Genomic DNA, 17678 nt, shown 5'->3' on the forward strand with positions numbered 1-17678 from the left:
CACCACTGGATGTTCCAGGCGGAGAACGGCTAGGCAGGTCAGGGATTCGGAACCGCTCTGACCTGCGCTCTAGGGTGTCGCTGTTGTCGGTCGTGTCGGTCGCGTCGGGTGCTGTGACGCACGCGGAACGCATGAGGGACGCATGAAAAGGCCCCCGGGAGGCGGACCCGGGGGCTTCACTCACAGTAGCTATCTATGCACGCTATGAACGCTTGAATGACGCATCATGCATCGTCAGCACGACGCCGGTATTCCTGCATCACTCGACGCAACACCATCTCAGCTTCCTCGCCGTACACCGCGGCCCGCTCGTACTCCGCGAAAGTCGCAATGTAGACGGCCACATCCTTGGGCGCCGTCAACTTGAGATGCGTCGTGTGTAACTCGATGTGAGCCCGCTCGTCATCGAAGAGCGTGAACCCATGCTGCGGGAACGTCGGCATCGCCCGGTCCTGCCGCAGAATCCCCAGCCGCACGGTCGGCAGCGTCGCCAGCTCCCGGATCCGGTCGATCTGCGCGAGCATCACCCGAGCCGGGCAGACCCAGTGCAGCAAGGCGGCTTCGGTGAGCACGTACCGGAATTCGCGGCCGGGCTCGTGGAGTATCGTCTGCCGCTCCATCCGGGCGTGCGCCGCCCGCGCCAGGTCCGTGCTACTGGCGTAGTACACCTTCCCGAGGGCCTGTGCGGCGTATTCGGCGGTCTGGAGCAGCCCGGGCACAGTGCTGGGCTGGAAGGACCGCACAAGGCGCGTGTGACGCTCCAGCGCCCCGATTCTCGCTTGCAGGGCCCCGAAGCCGCGACGGGCGTAGCGCCGAAGGTGCTCGGTCTCCGTGTGGAGCACTCCCAGGAGGTCATGCAGCTCGTCCGCAGCCGCCTGGTCCAAGTCGAGCGCGGCGATGATCCGGCCCAGCACCTCCGCCGAGGGCCGAATCCGCCCCGTCTCGATCCGCGACATGGTCGACTGGTTGATGTCCGCCCGTGCCGCGACGGCGCGCGCGGACACGCCGGCCTTCTCGCGAAGGTCGCGCAGCCGCAGGCCCAGGGCGCTGAGCCGGGCCTGCTGGTAAGCATCGAGCGGCTCGGTCATCAGGCGATGAGGCGGGTCAGTGCGGAGGCCATTGCTTCCCCGAGCATGCGCTTCGGCAGTGCGACAAGGCTCTCGCTGTCTGATGGATTGGTGCGGGCCAGGATGTCCTGATCCGTGACCGTGGCGCCCTGTGCGAGGAGCTGGTCACCGTCGATCCAGATTCCGGGGCAACCGTTGTCCTCGCAGCCAGCCAGCTGAACCATGTGTCCTCCGTGATGCGTGAGAGTTGTCGGGTATGCGTGCATCATTGCCTGACCTCCCAAGCATCATGCATCAGTGCAGGTGCCGCGTGGGTAGAGATGCGACGAAGATCAAATAAAGCATCTGGCCAGAAGCTGACTCATGGTCACTCTGCCTAGAGCGTTTGTCGAGTGCCGATCACTCCGCCCGACGGCTGGACCCTTCAGCGCCGCCGCGAGATCGGCACACGCATCCGTGAAGCCCGCCTGTGGGCCAACCTCACCCAGGAGGGCCTACGCGACGCGAGCGGCGTCGACCGGGCCACCATCCAGCGCATCGAGGCCGGCACGACCGATCCACGCCTGTCATGGCTGCTGCGCATTGCCGACGCTCTCGACGTGCCGCTCGCCGATCTCGTGCGGTGACCCGCCGCCGGCGCCACGGGGGAGACGCACGACGGCGGGTCGGCCCGCGGCAACCCCCATCGAAGGGGTGTCGGCGCTGCCGCGGGACCGCTGCCAGCGGGAGAGCACTACGCCGGCAGCGGGGGTCTACGGAATACGGCGCGCCGGGGCGGTCTGCTGCCGCACCTTCGGGCATCGGCCGCCCGCGTGGGTGTACACGGTGTGGACGGCGCCGGTCGGGCGTAGTGGCGACACCTCGTCGGCCGGGCCGGTGATGGGCTGGTCGCAGCGGCGGCAGATCCTCGTCATTCTGCGCCTTCCCGGCGGATGTCTTCTGTGGACCGGTGCTCGTCGAACGGGACCAGGCCGTGCTTCTTCCGGCACCGGCCGCACGCGTAATGAGCGGTCGGCCGCGGACCAGAACCGGCATCCGCCGGGACCTGGATCAGCAGTAGGTCGGTGGCGATGAACCGGCACCAGGAGCACAAGCCGACGCTGCCAGCGGTAATCGTCATCGGCGGCAGTCCCTGACGAGCCGGTAGAGGCTGCGGCCGACGATGCAGCTGGCGGCGGTCTCTTCCGTCTCGCAGAGGTCGCACATGGGCGTGTGGGCGAAGAGGCCGCGGTGTGCCCAGTCGGCGACACAGCCCCGGCAGGCGCGCGGATACCACTTCAACCCTGAGATGGATGAGGAGTCCTCGATGGGGGCGCGCTGCACGCCGAGGTCGATGGCCGTCTCCGCGGTCAGCCGCTTCCGGCACCAGAGGCATTCGGCGCCGCGCATCTTGGCGTCGGGCAAGCCGTCCAGGTCGGGCAACGTCAGGGCGTCAAGAACCTCGGCGGGGATCTCCTGAATCGTGCTGCTCATCGTAGCGTGCGGCATGTCGACTCCTTCACCAGTCGGCCACGCCCCGGGACCGGTTGCACGGTTGCCGGGGTCTTGTCGTACCCGCCGACAGTAGAAGCGTGACGTGCAGCACAGCCAGGAATGTTCACCGATGTTCACACCAGTCGATCGGCAATGCTCATGGCGCATTCGCCCTCTTGACCGTTCACGGTTCGACAGCAACGGTGATGAACATCTGTGAACACCACGAGCGCCGGAGGCGGCGATGACACTACGGTTCATCGGAATCGACCCCAACACCGGAACAGGCGAGAGCCCCACCGTCTGGGTCGACGAGAGCAAATGCGAGCTGGTCATCCAAGGGTGGAAGCCGGACACGGACCTCGAAGCGGAATGCGCCGCATTCGAGGTACCGGGACATGCGGTGGGCATCCCCAACCACGAGGCAGTAGTCAGGATCCCGGCACGCATGGTGTCAATCTTGAGGAAGGCGTGCGATGCGGCAGAGCGTGCCCAGCTTCGATGAACTCCTGGACGGCGCACAACGCACAGCCGTTCACCTGGAAATGCGGGATGCCTACGGCGTTACCAGTGAGGCCGACGACTTCACCCGCTGGAAGAACACGGGGCAGCGCGACACAGACCCCGCCTCGCCGTACTGGGCGCCCTGGGTGGAACTGGTCCGCCGAACTGTTGCCCGTGGTGTGGTCGTGCGCCGGGCCCGCATCGTCTCCGAACCGGTCAGTGAGTACATCCGCTTCGAGCAGGCGGGCACTGTCGTCAACATCGGGGCGGGCGAACTGGTCCGGTGGCTGCCGCGCCGACGCGCATCGGACATCGCATTGCCGGGCAACGACTTCTGGCTGATCGACGGCCAGCTGATCCGTTGGAACCACTTCACGGGCCAAGGCGCCTCGGCGGGCGGGGAGATCAGCGAGGACCCCGCAGCCGCGAAGCTCTGCGCTCAGGCGTTCGAGACGGTATGGGATCGCGCCATCCCGCATGCCGAGTACGAGATCAACTAGCACGGAAGGTGCACGGCCAGCTCATGCCCATCTCCCCGTCCTCCACGGCCCAGGCAGCGCGCGAACGCGTCGCGCAGCGTCTGCGGGACCTACGCGCCGACGCCGGGATCACCGGAACTGAGCTGGCCGTTCGCTGCGGCTGGACACACCCCAAGACGTCCCGCCTGGAGAACGCGCGAACACCCCCCACGCCGGACGACATCCGCAGCTGGTGCGCCGCGTGCGGCGCAGAGGACCAGGCCGGGGACATCATCGCCCAGTCCCGGGATGCCGAGTCGCAGTACGTCGAGTGGCGGCGCAAGGTCCGAGCTGGACTGAAACGCTTGCAGGACAGCTACGTTGAGCTGTACCAGTCCACAGAGCTGTTCCGGATTTACTCGCCCACTCTGGTTCCGGGTCTTCTGCAGACCGAGGGGTATGCGCGCGCCCTGCTCTCGGCCAACGCCCGGCTGCTGGGCCTGCCTGACGACGCCGACGACGCGGCAGCGGCACGCGTGGAACGTTCGAAGGTCATCCACGATGCGGGGCACCGGTTCGTCATGCTCATCGAAGAGGGCGTTCTCTACTTCCAGCTGGGCGATGCTGATGCGATGGCCGCGCAGCTCGGCTACCTGCTTACCGCTGGGGCCCTTCCCTCGGTGTCGCTGGGCATCATTCCGAGCGCGACGCGGGAGCGCGTCCTGTGGCCGCAGGAGCTGTTCCACGTGTACGACGACACGCTTGTCTCGGTGGAGCTGCTGTCGGCCCGCGTCCGCGTCACCCAGCCCTCTGAGATCACCCTGTATCTGACCGCGTTCGAGCAACTGCGCACCATGGCCGTGTACGGGGCTGAGGCGCGCGCCCTGATCCTCAAGGCGATCGAAGCCCTGAACTGACCCTGAACGCACGAAAGCGGCCCCGTTCCTCCCACCGTGGGGAGGAACGGGGCCGCTCGGGTTTGGGTCAGCGGAGGAACAGAGCGGCGGCTCCGGTCGCGGCACCGGCCACGGCGACCAGGGCGCCGATCTGACCCAGCGGCCAACGCCCCTGCTTCAGCGCCTCGACGTCAGTGCGCAGCGCCTCGGTGGCGTCGTCCCGCTTCTTCAGCTCGGCCTCGGTGTCCGCACGGAGTCCGCCGACCGCCTTGTCCATGTCCTCACGCAGCTGCTTCACCGCCTCGTCCGTGCGGGCCGTCCGCTCGACCACCACCGCCAGCGAACCCTTGACCTCAGCAAACCCGGTCGTGACCGTGCCACGCAGCCGCTCCAGCTCGACAGCCACATCCGCGGCCGGGACAGTCATCCCTCACCCCCCGGCAGGGCCGCAGCAGAGGACGACGAGCCGACGAGCGAGGACAGGGCGCCCTTCACGACGGCGAGGCCGGCCGGTATCGCGGCGACCGCGGCGGCCTTGGCCGTGGACAGGTCGACGATGCTGGACGCGAGGAGCAGGCCGAGGAACGCCTCCAGGTAGGTGGCGATGGTGCGCTCGGCGAGATCGGTGAAGAACTTCATGGGGGGCTCTTTTCTCAGACGGGCTGCGCGAAGGAGCGGCAGCCGATGACGGTTCCGGAGGCGTTGCGGACCTCGCGGTAGGGGACGAGCAGGTCGCTGCGCCGGTCCGCGAGGGCGAGGGCGACGACGAGGGAGACGACGTACTGGTGGCCGTCCCGCTTGGGCGGGAGGTTCTGGGCGTGCCCGAACTCGACCATCTCGAAGGTGATGCCGCCGCCGAGTTCGATCGTGGCAAGCCGCGCGGGCACTGGCTCGGGCGGGATCACCTCGCGCAGGTGCGGTTCGAGGTCGTCGATACCGTCCTCACGCTCGTCCCAGTAGAGGCGTATCGGGTGCGGCGTCAGGTTCAGGATCACGAGCCCGCCTCAGACGTTGGGGACGTGGAGCTTGGCCCAGGACGTAGCGCCCGGGATGCCGTCGGCCGCCGCACCGGAGTAGCCCAGCTTCCGCTGCCAGACCGCATACGAGGCGACGTCACCGGAGCCCCATACGTCCTGACCGGTCGCGGACTTGTACCGGTTGCAGCCCTCGGCGACGAGCCGCTTGTGCATGGCGGCGATGGCCGGCGAGCGGCGGCCGGCCTTGAAGAAGCCGGCGCCGGGGAACGGCTCGTAGGTCGGCTTCGACGGCTTGGGCGCCTCCGGCTTGGCCCCGAGCCGCTTCATGACCCGGCCCCGCATCGACGCCATCGTGAAGCCACGCGGGTCGACCTTCTGGTTCGTCCACTCCTTGTGGCCGATCACCGAATCCGCCGACCAGCCGTAAAACCGGCACACGGCCGCGCTCGCCCGGGCTATCGCATCCAACTGGGCCTCAGGCCACGGGTCGTCGCCGTCACCGCGGTTGACGCACTCGAAGCCCACGAACCGGGCGTTGCCGTCGACCGTGCCCCGGCCCGGTGCCGGGTGCGCGGTCGACTCGTTGATGACCGCGGTCAGCGCGGCCTGGTCGCCGACGCCGGCGTGGTTGGCGCGGCCCCAGCCGACCAGGGTGACGGTGCCGTCCTTGTGGATGACGCCGTGGCAGAGCGGGCCGGGCAGGTCGGAGCGGCCGGACCAGCACAGGTCCACGATGCCCGTGCCGTCACCGGACGCGGTGTGGTGGATCATGACGCCGTTCAGCGGGCCCCACGCGCCGTGGCCGGCACGGTTGTGGGCGGACCAGCCGGACCGTTCCTTCACGGTCAGGCCCTCGGCTCTCAAAGCGGCAGCGAGCTGCGCCGCGGACATCGGATCGGCCATGCGTGCTCCAGACATGCAGAAGGCCCCGGCCGGGCGGCGCGGGGCGGGACAGGGTGGGTCAGGGGAATTCGGGCTGCGGGTCGAGCAGGACCGCGGTGAGGATTTCCATGCGCTGGCCGCAGACGCCGCACTGCACAGAGCAGTTCGAGCCCGCGTTGGAGTAGAAGTACGGCACGTCGAAGACGTCCTCGAAGTTGCGGCAGGCTGGGTTGTTGTCGCGGGCGGTCACGCTGTAGTACTTCGCGGGCTCGAACACGGTGATGTCGCTCGCGCTCATATGCCGATCACTATCCAGTTCACGGAGGTCGCGACGGTCGTGGTCCGGGTCAGCCAGATCGTGACGCCGGTGGATGACGCGTTGATCGCGCTGACACCGGTCACCACAGTCCCCGGTGCAGTCGTGACGGGGGTGGCCAGCCCGATGAACGTCGAACCCCGCACGGTGAGACCGGTGATGGTCGACGAGGTGGGCGTGTTCGCGGCGGACGGGGTGATGCTGACGGTGCCCCAGGCCATGCTGCGGGGCAGCAGGATCCCGGAGACGTCCACGATCATGTCCGCGCTGCCGGCGCCGTCCCACATGAGGCTGATCAGGGGGGCGCCGTTGCCGGGCGCGAGGGGGCTGTCTCCGGAGGCCATGAGGATGTGGGCCTGGGCGCCGCCGGAGATCATGCCGGACTGGATGTCGAGGGTTCCGCCGTCGATCCGTGCGCGCATGCCGGTCGGCACGATCTGGGGGATGTCCCGTGCGCCGAACGTCAGCTCGCCCGCTTCCAGGCGGGCGTAGGTGGTGCCGTCGGTGGAGTTGGTCTGGAAGCCGGCCTCGCCGTCGCCGAGGTCGGTGGACATGACCGCGGCAGGCGTGTCGCTGCCCGGGCGGACGACCTGGATGGCGCCCTGGGAGATGGTGGTGTGGGAGGCGCGGCGGGAGGCCCGCAGCTCGTCGAGTGCGCGCTCCAGGGCGCGGACCCGGCGGGCCAGACTGGTGGCGTCCGCCGGCAGCTGGTCGACTTGGCGGGGCATTCAGTTCTCCTCTACCAGGAGGCGGACCCGGTCCGCGCCCGGGTCGAGTTCCCATGCCCAGCAGCGGGCGACGATGTCGGCGCCGTCCGGGTGCCGGCGGGAGTGTTCGACGGTGACGCGGACGGTGTCGCCCAGTGCGAAGTCGGTGCCGAGGCGGGGTGAGCGGGAGGCGACCCCTTGCACGGTCCAGACCTGGGCGCCCTGGGCCATGAGGGTGAGCGAGGATGCGGCGTGCGCGGTCAGCTGGTCGGGGTCGGTGATGCCGGTGGACGGGGTGTAGCGGTACTCCCACACGGGCCAGCCGTTCGCGATGAGCGCGCCGGCTTCCTGCGGGGCGGAGGTGAGCCGGGAGGCGCCCTCGCCCTCGCCGCGGGCGATGACGCGGGAGGCGCCCTTGCCCTGCTCGTAGGACTCGGTCAGCTGGTACTCGGCGACGCAGCCCGGGAAGTCGAACACCGCCTCAGGGCTGGGGGCTTGGAGGCCGATCTGCTTGCGGACCCTCAGCGGGAACTGGAAGCCGTTGTGCCCCGGGTTCCAGGCCACGTCGATGGTCCACTCGGGGGCGCCGTCCAGGCCCATGACCTCGGTCAGACAGGACAGGACCGTCTTGTCGTCGCCGTCACTGGACAGGTAGTCCATGACCGTGCCGGTGGGCGGGGCGTCGATGACGATCGGCGGGCCGCCGGCCAGCGCCGGAGTGACGAGGGCAGCAATGACGGCGGCCTGGTCGGCGCCGATGAGGGTCTGGGTGCCGGGGAACCGGGCGTCCAGGTACGCCTCAAGGGTGCCGGCGCCGAGCTGCACGCTGTTCGCGCTGCCGCCGTCGCGGGTGAGGACGCCGCCTGCCCAGACGGGCGTGTCGGTGTTCGTGTCGACGGCGACGAGCAGGGAGCGGCCCGGTGCTGTCGCCGCCTCCCATTCCCGTGGGGCGCCGTCCAGGGACAGCTCCAGCTGGAGCGTGGTCTGCGCTCCCAGCTTCCGTGTCAGTGCCCCGGTCGGTTTGAGGGAGGGCAGGTCCTCGACGATGCCGCCGGTGCGCAGGTCGCAGCCGTACCAGGCGAGTTCGACGGCGGTCATCCTGCGATCGGCTCCACGATCAGCTGCCCGCCCGTGACCGACGTTGCCCCGGAGTTGTAGGAGCTGACGTTGTACTGCGGGGTGAGCGTCACGCTGGCACCGGGGGTGAGGCCCTTGCGGAGCACGGTGCGGGAGGCGTAGACGCGGCTGCCGATCGTGGAGACGGAGTTCGTGTCGGTCGCGGACTCGGTGAGGCCGCCCGAGGACCGCCAGCGGCACCACGCCGTCGAGGTGGCCGTGTTGGTGTTCAGGCAGGCGGCCCCGATCGTGATCTTCAGCATGCCCGACGGGGGCACGATCACCGTGAGCGGCGGCCACTGAGCAGCCGTGAAGTCCGTGAACGACCCGGTGGCGGGCGAGGACGGGAACGAGATCTGCTCGGATGAGGACGGCAGGAGCGGGTTGATTCCCTTCCAGGCGCTGCCGTCCCACCGCCACAGGGTGGTGCCGTCGTCGTAGTACTGGCCGGTGTAGGGCGTCGACGGGGCGGTGGTGGTGGGCAGGATCCCGCCGGCGGCCACGGTGACCGGCCTCACCGTGGTGTTGACGGTGGGCGCGCCGCCACCGGATGCCGGCACCGTGATGTGGGCGAGCCGCATGTAGATCTGGGTGCCCGGCGGGGTCGGCGCGGACGGCGACGATGACGGGGTCCCCGCCAGGTAGACAACATCGGCCTTGTTCAGGCCCGAGGCGTCGACGGAGTTGTCCCACACTCGCAGATACACCAGGTCGACGCGGGGCAGCGTTGCGTGTGGTGCGTCCAGGGTCAGGGTGGATGCGGCTGTGATGGCGATTCGGTAGGTGCCCTGTCCGGCGTAGTAGAGGCTCGTGATGCCGGTGCCGACGGTGATGGTGGTGCCGGACACGGTCACGTTGAAGGAGTTCGAGCCGGGCAGGATGCCCGTGCGGGCGCCCAACGGGTCCAGGCCGTTGCTCATCACCATCAGCGAGTCGATGCGGCGCAGACGGAACGCGTCGAGGGCGACGCTGTCGATCCAGGCAGGGTTGACCGCTACCACGGCGGGTCTCCTTTCACAGCCAGGCAGAACGCCAGCGGATAGTCAGCTGCGCGGTGCTGTTCATGGACGAGGAACGGAACTGGAACGTGACGACCGCACCGGCGGGGATCGTCGGCCATCCCGTGGGCAGGGTGAGGAACCGGCGGCGGGAGGCGTTGCCGTTGAGGATCACGCTGTGCGCATCGGTGTCGATGACCAACTGCTCTCCCTCGCCGAGGGTTTCGGAGTAGTTGAGGAACACCACCGACGCGTCGGGCATCTGCACGAGGATCTGCGGCGCCACCACGGGGCCGTCCACGATCAGGACGGGCTTGGTTTCGAACGTGCCCTCGTTGAAGGCGGTGATCTGACCCTGAACGGTCTCCGCGGTACTGGTGAGCGGCGGCGTGAGCGGCGGGGCGAGGCCGCCCGACGTCGACGGCAGGAGCGTCGAACCCGTCTGGAGGGTCGTGCTGTAGCGGCGCGGGTCGGCGGCCGTCACCATCACCGAATACGTGGCGGTCGTGTCGGTGACGTACTGGATGAGCAGCTTCCCCGACCGCCGCACTACAGCTTGCTTCGGTCGGGACTCCCACACCGTCAGCACGGTGTCCCCGAGGCCGGCCGCCGCTTGCAGCCGCTCCATCGCCTGGTCCAGGAGATCCCTGGAGGGCGCGACGATGGTGCCCGCGAGGGTGAGCGGCCGGGCGCCGAGGTAGACCGGAGATGCCCACGCCCCATGGTCGCCCTCCCGTTCGGAGAACTCGGAGCGGATATCGGGCGAGTCCCAGCCGTCCAGGGTCTGGAAGATCCAAGCCACCCCCGTGTCGTCGACCGCGCCCAGGCGCAGGGCGCCCAGGCTCGCGCCCAGCCCGTCCAGGACCGCCCCCGGCGTGTACGGCATCCCGACCCCCTTCTCTGTCAGCCCACGAAGTTGATGACGCGGGCCAGGTCGTGCGCCTGCTCGGCCGTGGACTGCTTGGCGCCGTGCAGGTGCACCTCGATGTGCTTGGACACCTCGCGCGCCACCGCGGCCGTGGACGGCGCACCCCGGTACCGGCCGGCGGGCACCAGCTGGTAGCCCATCGCCGCCGCGGACTTCGCCAGCAGCGCCCTGGAGCGGGCGGACCGGTTCCACGGGATCCATGCCTCGGGCACGCCGGCCTCGCCGCCGAGGACCATCGTGGGCCGTGTGAGGATGCCGCCGACGGCCATGGCCTTGCCGCCCTGCTGCACCCACTGCCGCACGAACGTGTCCTTGTTCGCGGACGGCAGCGCGGCGATCTGCTTGGTCATCTTCGGGACCAGGGCGCGGATGGTGGCCACGTCCAGGCCAGCGGCGATCAGCTCGGCGAACCCGCGGTTCGGGCCGCCGCGCAGCGTCGACAGCAGCACGAGGCTGTTGGCCAGGTCCTCGCCGGTGAGCGCCCCCTGGGCCTGGCTGACGGACTTGTTCGCCGCGGCGGCGGCCTTGCTGTCGGAGGCGGCCTGGTGGGCGAGGGTCATGGCGTTGGCGTCGCCCTGCGCGGCGAGGGCCTGGGCGAGGTCGCCGAAGCCCTGGGCGGCCAGCTTCTGCAAGTCGGCGGCGAACTGCTGCGATTCCTTCGTGTTCGCGTTCAGCTGCTTGGTGAAGTCGGCCAGCGTCGCCTTCGCCAGGTCGCCCGTCTTCTGGAGCTTGGACACGATGGACTTGAACTGCTTGTCCGACGCGCCCGCGAGGGCGTTGACGAGGGCGTAGCCTTCCTCGCCCATGCCCTCCAGCATCGCCTGGAGTTCCTTGCCGCCCCGTTTGCCGATCTTGTTGAGGTTCTTGCGCCACTTCTCGGTCGCGGCGACCGACTCGTTCAGCTGAGTCTCGTATGCCTTCAGGTTGAACGACTTGGGAGCCTTGGCTCCCTTCGCCAGCCCCAGCTCCTTGTCGGCGTCGTAGACGTCCTGCCGTTCCTCACGGACCTTGGCGTCGGCCTTCTTCTTCGTCGACTTGGCCTTGTCGACCCGCTCCTGCGCGGACCGCAGCTGGGCCGTGGTGTGGTGGCCCTTGCGGACGCTGGCCAGGTTCTTCTCGGCCGCCTTGAGGCTGTCGGCGGCCTTCTTCTGGTCCTTGAGCGCCTTGTTCAGGTCCTCCCACGCCTTCTTCAGGTCGGCGATCTCCTGGTCGTAGCGCTGCTTCGCATCCGACGGACCACCCAGCACCGCCTGCCCGGTGGGCGTGTAGGTGAAGCCGGCCAGGCCGCCGGAGGCGAACCACTGCACCTGTCCTCCGAGCAGGCGCACCGTCTCGGCGGCGATCTTCCGGGACCGTGTCCGCTTCGACTGGGCGAGGGGGATGTATGCCTCGCCGCCGGTCTCGTCTTCGGCCCACACCCTCCACGTGCCCGCCTTGGCGATCTGCGCGATGTGGTTTTCGCGCATGCCGCCGTCGGCGTAGTAGATGGCGCCGTTGGCGTTCGACTTGTGGGGACCCTGCGAGTAGTACTGCTCCGGGTCCACGCCCGTCTTCACGCCGTTGATGGTGACGGTGACGGTCCTGCCGTGCATCCCGTTGATGTAGCCCTGGATGGTGCCGACCGCCGAGGCGGGGCCACCCGTCGGGATGGTGATGGACACCTTCCCGCCCTTCATGTGGGTGACCTTGAACCCGAGGCTCTTGAGGGCAGCCTCGGCGGACTTGGTCAGAGCGTTGACGGTGACGCTCTTCCCTTTGGTGTTGGCGATCTTCCGCTGTACCGCCTGCAGATCGCTCATAGCGGCCTTCGTGTCCGCCCTGACGCTGGTGGTCTTCGACACGGGCAGCCGCAGGTAGGCCCCGGTCAGCTTGTCGATGGCGTCCTTGCTGAACCCGGCGGCCCGCATCTGCTTGCGCAGCAGACCGATGTCCGTCTCCAGCGCCGCCTGCCCCTGGACTTGGCTGCCGGTCTGCTCGGCGATGGCCTGGGCGTGCTCCATGGCGGCCTTGGCCGCATCCAGGAACGCGGACTTGACCTTCCGGCCCTTGTCCGACGTGACGTCCAGCGAGTGGCCGTTGTCCTTCACGGCCTGCGTCAGATCGGCCAGCGACTGCCGGAAGCTGATCTCCCGCTCGGCCGTCGAGATCGCCACACCGTTGAGGGTGTTGAGGGCGTCGGAGAGCTTCTCCGCCTCCGTGCGCTGGTCACCCATCTCGTCAGCGGTGATACCGAGCTGTTGCGCCAGCTCCTCCTGAGACGACCCGGCCGTCTTGTTCTGCGTGTCCACGCTGGCGAGCGCATCCGTGTACTGCGGCAGCAGGGTAAGGAGCTTCTCCTTGCTGGTGCCGTCCTTACGCGCGGCCTCGGCGAGCCGATCGAAGCTCTTCGCCGCAAGGTCGGCGTTCCCGCCTGACGCCAGTTCCGCCAGAGCCGAGTCGACAGCCTTGATCTTGTCCTGGGCCTCGTCCAGGGGAATCTGGGCCTCCATCATCCCCTTGGTCAGGTTCAGCGTGAGGCTGTTGACGATGTCCGTGGAGCGGGCCTTCCAGTCCGGGTGAGCAACCCGCTGGACAGCCTCGCCGAACACGTCCAGGTCGCCCCCGAGCTTCTTCAGGGCCTCGCCGTTGACCTTCCCCGAGTTCGCCATGTCAACGAAGCTGTTGGCCAGCTTCGACACCGACGGCGGGGCTTCCTTGAACTGGTCACGGACCTTCTGCGTCGCGTAGGACACGGCCTCCAGAGCAGCAAGGATCGCGGTCGCCTTGCCCAAGAGCCCGAGAGTCGTCCGCGTGCGAGCGGCCGTGACCCCGAGAGAGGCAAGCGCTGTCCGTGTGGAGGCAATACGCGGCAGCAGCAGAAGCAACCCCGCGCCAGCGAGAGTGACTGCGCCGCCAATTCCCGTGAACAGCGTCACAGCGTGCTGCAACTCGGGCGGCAGGCCGTTGTACGCGTTGACCAGGCGGGTCACCCACTGGACCATCGTCCGCAGCGTGCCATTCGCCGCGCTGCCGCCCTCGATCAGCGCGACCTCGATCGCACTGCGCAGCCGCTCCAGGTCGCCGATCAGGTTGTCGGTCTGGATCGCGGCCATACGGCCGGCGGCGCCCTGGTCGTTGACGGCCTTGGTGTAGCCGCGGATCCCGTCGGCGCCCAGCTCGTACAGGATCGTCGCCGAGCGGACGGCGTCCGCGCCGAAGATGGTCGCCATGGCCGCGTTGCGGGCCTCGGGCGTCAGCTTCGAGAACGACGTCTTCATGCGCCGGGCCAGCTCTTCCAGGCCGACGAAGTTGCCCTCGGCGTCGTAAGCGCTGAAGCCGATCTTGTCCATGGCGCGCTGCGCCTCAGCCGACTGCGGCACCAGCCGCTGCAACATCACCTTCAGCGAGGTACCGGCGTCGGAGCCGATCAGGGCATGGTCGGCGAACGCGGCCAGCGTGCCGACCGTGTCCTCAAGGGACAGGCCAGTCTGGTTGGCGAGCAGACCACCCATCCGCAAGGACTGTCCGAGGCCGTGCATGTCGGCCGCGCTCTTGTTCGCCGCCGCGGACAGGACATCGGCGATGTGACTGACATCCTTGCCGTGCAGGCCGAACGTGTTCATCGCCTGCGCGCTGATGACCGCGGCATCGGCGAGGTCCATCTGCCCGGACGCGGCCAGCGCCAGCGAGCCCTTGAGGGCGCCGCCGGTGATGTCCGCAACCGAGACGCCGGCGCGGGCCAGTTCCGCCTCGGCGTCCGCGGCCTGGGTCGCGGTGTACTGGGTGGTCTTCGCCGCTTCCAGGGCTGCCGCGCGCAGCTTGCTCATCTTGGCCGTGCTCGCCCCGGTGACGGCGCGGACGTTGGACAGGGCCTTGTCGAACTTCGCTGCGGACGCGGCGGCGACGGCGAACCCGGTGAGCATCGCGGTACCGACCGTCGCCCCGATACCGGCGAGGCGGGAAGTCTGGCTGGCGGCCTGCCGCATCGACCGGGTGTACTGGTTGATGTCCGCGCGCAGCCGGACGGTGACGGTACGGGTGGCCACGGCTCACCCCCCGTCGTCTATGTGGTTCGTTCGAGGTGGACGTGCAGGCCGTCGCCGGATCCGCCCTTGTCCTGATAGGCGCGGACCGTCTTCGCCGAGGTGGTGCAGGCGTGGCAGCGGATCAGGTCGGCCCGGTAGGCGAACTCGTTGGCCTGGTCGGTGGCCTCGCCCCAGGGCTGGCCGCAGTCGGGGCAGGCGTCCGCCTCGACGTCGAGCAGGGCCAGCGCCCAGGCCCGGTCCTCCGAGAGCCACAACGGTTCGCCGTCGGCGACCACGCGGCCCAGGAAGACGGACCTGGGCACGCCCCAGGCGCGGGCTGCTTCTAGCTCACGCCGCCAAGGCCCGCCAGGAGTGCGGAGGCGGCCAGCGAGAAAGGGACGGTGTCCGCGCTGTTGTGGACGTCCCACGCGGCATCGAACAGCTTCTTGATCTCGCCCTCGTTGATGACCTCGAACAACTCGGTCACCTGGTCCTCGGACATCACCGGGTCGACGCTCGAGGCAGCGATCAGGGCGCGCGGGAACGTGTCGCTGTTGAACAGTTCCTCGTCCTTGTCCGAGGGGTGCGCGGCCAGCAGGTCGGAGTACGCCCGGTCGCCGATGTACCGCAAGGTGAACGGCACTTCGGCCTCGCGCGCCTGGTCCCGGACCTGTTTGAGCCGGGCCGCGATCTTCCGGCCCGGGTGCTCCTCGGTGAGATCGGCCGGCTCCCAGTCCTCCGACACCTTGGCCAGCTCGTCCGAGAGGCGTTCCGCCTCGCCGGCGAGGTCGCCCCGGATGCACACCATGACGGTGCGCTCCCGGGGCTTGGCCTGCTTGAGGATGTCGGCGATGTTCCGGGCCATCAGGCGACCGTCGCCGAGGTCGCCGGGGCGTCCGTCACCTTCATCGGGGAGACGAACTTCATGACCTCGTTCGCCGCCGGCGAGCTGTTTTGCGGCTCGCCGCAGGTGACCGGGTACACCTCGACCTTCTGGCCGGTGGCCCACGCGGTGGTGTAGGCGGTGCCGCGGCGCACGACCAGGAACCCGGACACCCCGTACTTGAGTGTCGAGTAAGGGGCATCGTCGGTCGGGGTGTCGCCGCGCTTGAACGTCAGCTCCGTGTCGAAGCCGACGCGGCCGACCGTCTTGGTGTCGAAGGTCGAGGCGAGCGAGGACGTGTCGACGTCCGCCGTGGACGGGTCCAGCTTGAGACCGTCGGGGGTGATCCGCTTGGTGTAGTCGGCGCCGGCGGTCAGCTCGGCGACGGCCGGCGCGTTGATGTTGGCGACGGTGGACAGCCACGCCACCCGGGTCTTGCCGTCGCTGATCAGGTCAGCCATGGGGCCCTCCAGGGCATAGAAAAGCCCCAGCCGGCTGGCACGGGGCGGAATCGGAGAGAGACCCGGCGGGTCTCAGGTCTGGGCGTGTCAGATACGCAGGGCGGCGACCGTGACCGAGGCGGCGGCGCTGTAGCCGACGGCACACAGGCCATCGGTCTGGGACAGGAACAGGTCCGGCTGGAGCGGGCCGATCATCCGCTCACCGGACGCCGGCACGGACACGGTCAGGTTGGAGACGGCCTGGCCGCGCACCGATGCGGTCGCGGTGAGCGTCACGGTGACGCTGGACGCCGAACCGTTCTTGACGTGCAGGAAGTTACGGTCGCCGCACTCGGCCTTGTCGCCGCCGGCCGCCGCGTTGGCGTAGGTGGGGTTCAGGCCGGCCAGGGCGATGGCCTGGGTTGCGAGAGTTGCCATGGGTGCCCTCCATCAGGCAGGTGTGGAACAGATCCGGTACTGGACCGGGACATAGAACAGCGGCGGGGTGACGTCGTCGTCCCGGGCCAGGGGCGGACCGCCCAGGTCCTCGGCCGGCCAGCAGGCCCGGCCCTGGACGGCCAGCGGGGCGGCCAGTGCCCGGCGGACGCGGTCCGCCACCCACAGGGCGCGCACCGGGTCTCCTCCGACACAGGTGATCTGCATGGTGGAGTCGAAATCAGTGCGCTCGTCGGCGAGGGACTCACAGCGCGCCATCCCCGGATCCGGGTAGAGGACCGCGAACTTGTCCGGCGCGGTCCAGCCATTACCGGCCGGGGTGCCGCCCACATACACGGTCAGCCCGACGGCTGTCAGGGCCGCCTGGACGGCGTCCATGTGCGGCAGCACCTCGGGAGTGGTGGCCATCGGGTCACCACCAGGCCAGGCCGCGCTCGGCGAGCAGCTGTATCTGGGCCTCGAAGCGTGGCAATTCCGCGGCCAGGGCCCTGCCGCCGTCGTTGTGCGGCGGGTTGTGCACCGACCCGTACTCCAGCAGGTTGCCCAGCGCGCCCTGCGGGCCGACCTTGTCCGGGCCGATGACGGCCATCCAGATGTCCGGGCCGTAGGCGGCGAAGTCGAAGCCGATGCTGCGCGGGTAGAGACGGCCGTGCTTGCCCGCGGTCTGCCGGGCGTTGGCCCGCCAGTCGCGTTTGATGTTCACGGCGCCCCGCATCGTGACCGCACGGGCATCCCGCCGGAGCCGGGGAATGCTGCGGGCCAGATGCCGCTCCAGGCGCCGGACATCACTCATGTCGAAACGGTTGTCCATCAGGACCGGTCCTCCGTGATCAGACGCCAGGCGGTCACCTGGTCACCGAAGTTGGCCCCGGTGACCCACAGGATCAGCCCGGCCATGCGGGCGTCCAGGGAGCCCAGGACCTCCACCTGCATGCCGGGCACCACACGCGTTCCGGCAGGCAGCCGGGCACCCCACGGCAGGGACACCTGGTACTCCAGCAGGCGGACCTCACGGTCCCCGGCCTGGACGTCCTCACCGGCCGCCTGCGCGATCGGCTTCACGCGGGCCCTGCCCTCGTACAGCGTCGTCTTCGCGCCCGGCACCGTGGTCCCGGTGGCCCGGTCGAAAAGGTCCGGGGCCTGCTCGTAGAGGCGGACAGTGTCCCGCATCCGCAACTCCTCGGCGGCCCGCCCCGCGGCGAGAACCCCGTCGACGTTCACGACGCCCCCAGGACGATGCTGAACGCGCCGCTCCCGGCCGGCCGCAGCTCGTCGGCTTCCTCGTCGGACAGATAGATCTCACCGCGCGAACGCGAGGAGTCGATCGTGTACGAGTAGTCGTCGATGGACTCCTGCCGCTTGCCGTCCGGGTTGGTCAGCGCCCGCAGCACCATCGCACAGCAGACCTTCTTCGAGACCGCGCCGGGTGCCGTCTCGTACTGCGGGAACCGCTTCAGGATCAGGGCCGTGGCGTCCTCCAGCCAGGCCGTTGCCCGGCGCTTCTCCGAGTCCGTGAGGTCCCGTCCCAGCCGGTCCGCCAGGTCGTCGAGCGTCGCGAGAGCCACGGCCGCCC

The 17678-nt window shown here is 69.2% G+C and carries 26 protein-coding genes; 4 read left to right on the forward strand and 22 right to left on the reverse strand.

The genetic code is table 11. The features are described 5' to 3' along the window. Positions 1–224: 224 nt before the first annotated feature. Both ABT245_RS40270 and ABT245_RS40275 read right to left on the reverse strand, forming a co-directional pair. The gene (locus ABT245_RS40270) at positions 225–1088 is read right to left on the reverse strand and encodes a helix-turn-helix domain-containing protein (protein WP_351744373.1); all 864 of its coding nucleotides are present in this window, start codon (positions 1086–1088) and stop codon (positions 225–227) included. After that, positions 1088–1291 (reverse strand): hypothetical protein, encoded by a 204-nt coding sequence (locus ABT245_RS40275; RefSeq protein WP_351744376.1) that lies wholly within the window; start codon positions 1289–1291, stop codon positions 1088–1090. The genes ABT245_RS40270 and ABT245_RS40275 overlap by 1 nt, the downstream gene beginning before the upstream one ends. A gap of 168 nt (positions 1292–1459) precedes the next feature. On the opposite strand from ABT245_RS40275, the gene ABT245_RS40280 reads away from it, so the two are divergent. Further along, complete coding sequence (locus ABT245_RS40280) at positions 1460–1693, forward strand: helix-turn-helix transcriptional regulator (RefSeq protein ID WP_351744378.1); 234 nt, start codon at positions 1460–1462, stop codon at positions 1691–1693. A 126-nt stretch (positions 1694–1819) separates the two neighbouring features. Here the strand turns inward: ABT245_RS40280 and ABT245_RS40285 are convergent, their stop codons facing one another. Both ABT245_RS40285 and ABT245_RS40290 read right to left on the reverse strand, forming a co-directional pair. Then, positions 1820–1981, reverse strand: a complete 162-nt coding sequence (locus ABT245_RS40285) for a hypothetical protein (protein ID WP_351744381.1) — start codon at positions 1979–1981, stop codon at positions 1820–1822. A 202-nt stretch (positions 1982–2183) separates the two neighbouring features. Beyond that, complete coding sequence (locus ABT245_RS40290; protein ID WP_351744384.1) at positions 2184–2555, reverse strand: hypothetical protein; 372 nt, start codon at positions 2553–2555, stop codon at positions 2184–2186. Between the two features lie 229 nt (positions 2556–2784). On the opposite strand from ABT245_RS40290, the gene ABT245_RS40295 reads away from it, so the two are divergent. The 3 genes from ABT245_RS40295 to ABT245_RS40305 are packed head-to-tail and all read left to right on the forward strand — an operon-like array spanning position 2785 to position 4419. Next, positions 2785–3045, forward strand: coding sequence for a hypothetical protein (locus ABT245_RS40295; protein WP_351744387.1), 261 nt, complete (start codon positions 2785–2787; stop codon positions 3043–3045). Next, positions 3017–3544 (forward strand): DUF6879 family protein, encoded by a 528-nt coding sequence (locus ABT245_RS40300; protein WP_351744389.1) that lies wholly within the window; start codon positions 3017–3019, stop codon positions 3542–3544. The genes ABT245_RS40295 and ABT245_RS40300 overlap by 29 nt, the downstream gene beginning before the upstream one ends. Positions 3545–3567: 23 nt before the next feature. Beyond that, entirely contained in the window at positions 3568–4419 is an 852-nt protein-coding gene (locus ABT245_RS40305) for a helix-turn-helix domain-containing protein (protein WP_351744392.1), read from the forward strand. A 67-nt stretch (positions 4420–4486) separates the two neighbouring features. Here the strand turns inward: ABT245_RS40305 and ABT245_RS40310 are convergent, their stop codons facing one another. The 18 genes from ABT245_RS40310 to ABT245_RS40395 form a co-directional block, all read right to left on the reverse strand. Beyond that, positions 4487–4825 (reverse strand): hypothetical protein, encoded by a 339-nt coding sequence (locus ABT245_RS40310; RefSeq protein ID WP_351744394.1) that lies wholly within the window; start codon positions 4823–4825, stop codon positions 4487–4489. Continuing rightward, the gene (locus tag ABT245_RS40315; RefSeq protein WP_351744397.1) at positions 4822–5037 is read right to left on the reverse strand and encodes a hypothetical protein; all 216 of its coding nucleotides are present in this window, start codon (positions 5035–5037) and stop codon (positions 4822–4824) included. Before ABT245_RS40315 ends, ABT245_RS40310 begins: the two co-directional genes overlap by 4 nt. A 14-nt stretch (positions 5038–5051) precedes the next feature. Then, positions 5052–5393, reverse strand: a complete 342-nt coding sequence (locus ABT245_RS40320; RefSeq protein WP_351744400.1) for a hypothetical protein — start codon at positions 5391–5393, stop codon at positions 5052–5054. Between the two features lie 9 nt (positions 5394–5402). Then, positions 5403–6278 (reverse strand): peptidoglycan-binding protein, encoded by an 876-nt coding sequence (locus tag ABT245_RS40325; RefSeq protein ID WP_351744403.1) that lies wholly within the window; start codon positions 6276–6278, stop codon positions 5403–5405. A gap of 58 nt (positions 6279–6336) precedes the next feature. Continuing rightward, entirely contained in the window at positions 6337–6555 is a 219-nt protein-coding gene (locus ABT245_RS40330) for a hypothetical protein (protein ID WP_351744406.1), read from the reverse strand. Further along, complete coding sequence (locus tag ABT245_RS40335; RefSeq protein ID WP_351744409.1) at positions 6552–7301, reverse strand: hypothetical protein; 750 nt, start codon at positions 7299–7301, stop codon at positions 6552–6554. Before ABT245_RS40335 ends, ABT245_RS40330 begins: the two co-directional genes overlap by 4 nt. After that, positions 7302–8378, reverse strand: a complete 1077-nt coding sequence (locus tag ABT245_RS40340; protein ID WP_351744411.1) for a hypothetical protein — start codon at positions 8376–8378, stop codon at positions 7302–7304. Next, positions 8375–9397, reverse strand: coding sequence for a hypothetical protein (locus tag ABT245_RS40345; protein ID WP_351744414.1), 1023 nt, complete (start codon positions 9395–9397; stop codon positions 8375–8377). The genes ABT245_RS40340 and ABT245_RS40345 overlap by 4 nt, the downstream gene beginning before the upstream one ends. Before the next feature lie 13 nt (positions 9398–9410). Beyond that, on the reverse strand, positions 9411–10280 hold the full coding sequence (locus tag ABT245_RS40350) for a phage distal tail protein (protein WP_351744417.1): 870 nt from the start codon (positions 10278–10280) through the stop codon (positions 9411–9413). A 17-nt stretch (positions 10281–10297) separates the two neighbouring features. Then, positions 10298–14347: a phage tail tape measure protein gene (locus ABT245_RS40355; protein WP_351744420.1), complete on the reverse strand. Its 4050-nt coding sequence runs from the start codon at positions 14345–14347 to the stop codon at positions 10298–10300. Positions 14348–14364: 17 nt separating this feature from the next. Continuing rightward, the gene (locus ABT245_RS40360) at positions 14365–14649 is read right to left on the reverse strand and encodes a hypothetical protein (RefSeq protein WP_351744423.1); all 285 of its coding nucleotides are present in this window, start codon (positions 14647–14649) and stop codon (positions 14365–14367) included. 20 nt (positions 14650–14669) lie between these two features. Next, entirely contained in the window at positions 14670–15191 is a 522-nt protein-coding gene (locus tag ABT245_RS40365; RefSeq protein ID WP_351744426.1) for a hypothetical protein, read from the reverse strand. Continuing rightward, a complete protein-coding gene (locus ABT245_RS40370; protein WP_351744429.1) occupies positions 15191–15670 on the reverse strand; it encodes a phage tail tube protein in 480 nt (159 codons plus the stop codon). Before ABT245_RS40370 ends, ABT245_RS40365 begins: the two co-directional genes overlap by 1 nt. A gap of 87 nt (positions 15671–15757) precedes the next feature. After that, positions 15758–16087 carry a hypothetical protein gene (locus ABT245_RS40375; protein WP_351744431.1) on the reverse strand — a complete coding sequence of 110 codons (330 nt, stop codon included), beginning with the start codon at positions 16085–16087 and terminating at the stop codon, positions 15758–15760. Positions 16088–16099: 12 nt separating this feature from the next. After that, on the reverse strand, positions 16100–16513 hold the full coding sequence (locus ABT245_RS40380) for a hypothetical protein (RefSeq protein ID WP_351744433.1): 414 nt from the start codon (positions 16511–16513) through the stop codon (positions 16100–16102). A gap of 4 nt (positions 16514–16517) precedes the next feature. Next, positions 16518–16898, reverse strand: a complete 381-nt coding sequence (locus tag ABT245_RS40385; protein WP_351744436.1) for a hypothetical protein — start codon at positions 16896–16898, stop codon at positions 16518–16520. Between the two features lie 17 nt (positions 16899–16915). Beyond that, positions 16916–17326, reverse strand: coding sequence for a DUF6093 family protein (locus tag ABT245_RS40390; RefSeq protein WP_351744438.1), 411 nt, complete (start codon positions 17324–17326; stop codon positions 16916–16918). Further along, positions 17323–17670: a hypothetical protein gene (locus ABT245_RS40395; RefSeq protein WP_351744441.1), complete on the reverse strand. Its 348-nt coding sequence runs from the start codon at positions 17668–17670 to the stop codon at positions 17323–17325. Before ABT245_RS40395 ends, ABT245_RS40390 begins: the two co-directional genes overlap by 4 nt. Positions 17671–17678 lie beyond the last annotated feature (8 nt).

Origin of the sequence: Streptomyces sp. NPDC001508, from assembly GCF_040298665.1 — a bacterium.
Lineage (GTDB): Bacteria > Actinomycetota > Actinomycetes > Streptomycetales > Streptomycetaceae > Streptomyces.

Coding starts and splice junctions, on each gene's coding strand:
- ABT245_RS40270 (WP_351744373.1), bottom strand. CDS start 1,088: ATGACCGAGCCGCTCGATGCTTACCAGCAGGCCCGGCTCAGCGCCCTG.
- ABT245_RS40275 (WP_351744376.1), bottom strand. CDS start 1,291: ATGGTTCAGCTGGCTGGCTGCGAGGACAACGGTTGCCCCGGAATCTGG.
- ABT245_RS40285 (WP_351744381.1), bottom strand. CDS start 1,981: ATGACGAGGATCTGCCGCCGCTGCGACCAGCCCATCACCGGCCCGGCC.
- ABT245_RS40290 (WP_351744384.1), bottom strand. CDS start 2,555: ATGCCGCACGCTACGATGAGCAGCACGATTCAGGAGATCCCCGCCGAG.
- ABT245_RS40295 (WP_351744387.1), top strand. CDS start 2,785: ATGACACTACGGTTCATCGGAATCGACCCCAACACCGGAACAGGCGAG.
- ABT245_RS40300 (WP_351744389.1), top strand. CDS start 3,017: ATGCGGCAGAGCGTGCCCAGCTTCGATGAACTCCTGGACGGCGCACAA.
- ABT245_RS40305 (WP_351744392.1), top strand. CDS start 3,568: ATGCCCATCTCCCCGTCCTCCACGGCCCAGGCAGCGCGCGAACGCGTC.
- ABT245_RS40310 (WP_351744394.1), bottom strand. CDS start 4,825: ATGACTGTCCCGGCCGCGGATGTGGCTGTCGAGCTGGAGCGGCTGCGT.
- ABT245_RS40315 (WP_351744397.1), bottom strand. CDS start 5,037: ATGAAGTTCTTCACCGATCTCGCCGAGCGCACCATCGCCACCTACCTG.
- ABT245_RS40325 (WP_351744403.1), bottom strand. CDS start 6,278: ATGGCCGATCCGATGTCCGCGGCGCAGCTCGCTGCCGCTTTGAGAGCC.
- ABT245_RS40330 (WP_351744406.1), bottom strand. CDS start 6,555: ATGAGCGCGAGCGACATCACCGTGTTCGAGCCCGCGAAGTACTACAGC.
- ABT245_RS40335 (WP_351744409.1), bottom strand. CDS start 7,301: ATGCCCCGCCAAGTCGACCAGCTGCCGGCGGACGCCACCAGTCTGGCC.
- ABT245_RS40340 (WP_351744411.1), bottom strand. CDS start 8,378: ATGACCGCCGTCGAACTCGCCTGGTACGGCTGCGACCTGCGCACCGGC.
- ABT245_RS40350 (WP_351744417.1), bottom strand. CDS start 10,280: ATGCCGTACACGCCGGGGGCGGTCCTGGACGGGCTGGGCGCGAGCCTG.
- ABT245_RS40365 (WP_351744426.1), bottom strand. CDS start 15,191: ATGGCCCGGAACATCGCCGACATCCTCAAGCAGGCCAAGCCCCGGGAG.
- ABT245_RS40370 (WP_351744429.1), bottom strand. CDS start 15,670: ATGGCTGACCTGATCAGCGACGGCAAGACCCGGGTGGCGTGGCTGTCC.
- ABT245_RS40375 (WP_351744431.1), bottom strand. CDS start 16,087: ATGGCAACTCTCGCAACCCAGGCCATCGCCCTGGCCGGCCTGAACCCC.
- ABT245_RS40380 (WP_351744433.1), bottom strand. CDS start 16,513: ATGGCCACCACTCCCGAGGTGCTGCCGCACATGGACGCCGTCCAGGCG.
- ABT245_RS40385 (WP_351744436.1), bottom strand. CDS start 16,898: ATGAGTGATGTCCGGCGCCTGGAGCGGCATCTGGCCCGCAGCATTCCC.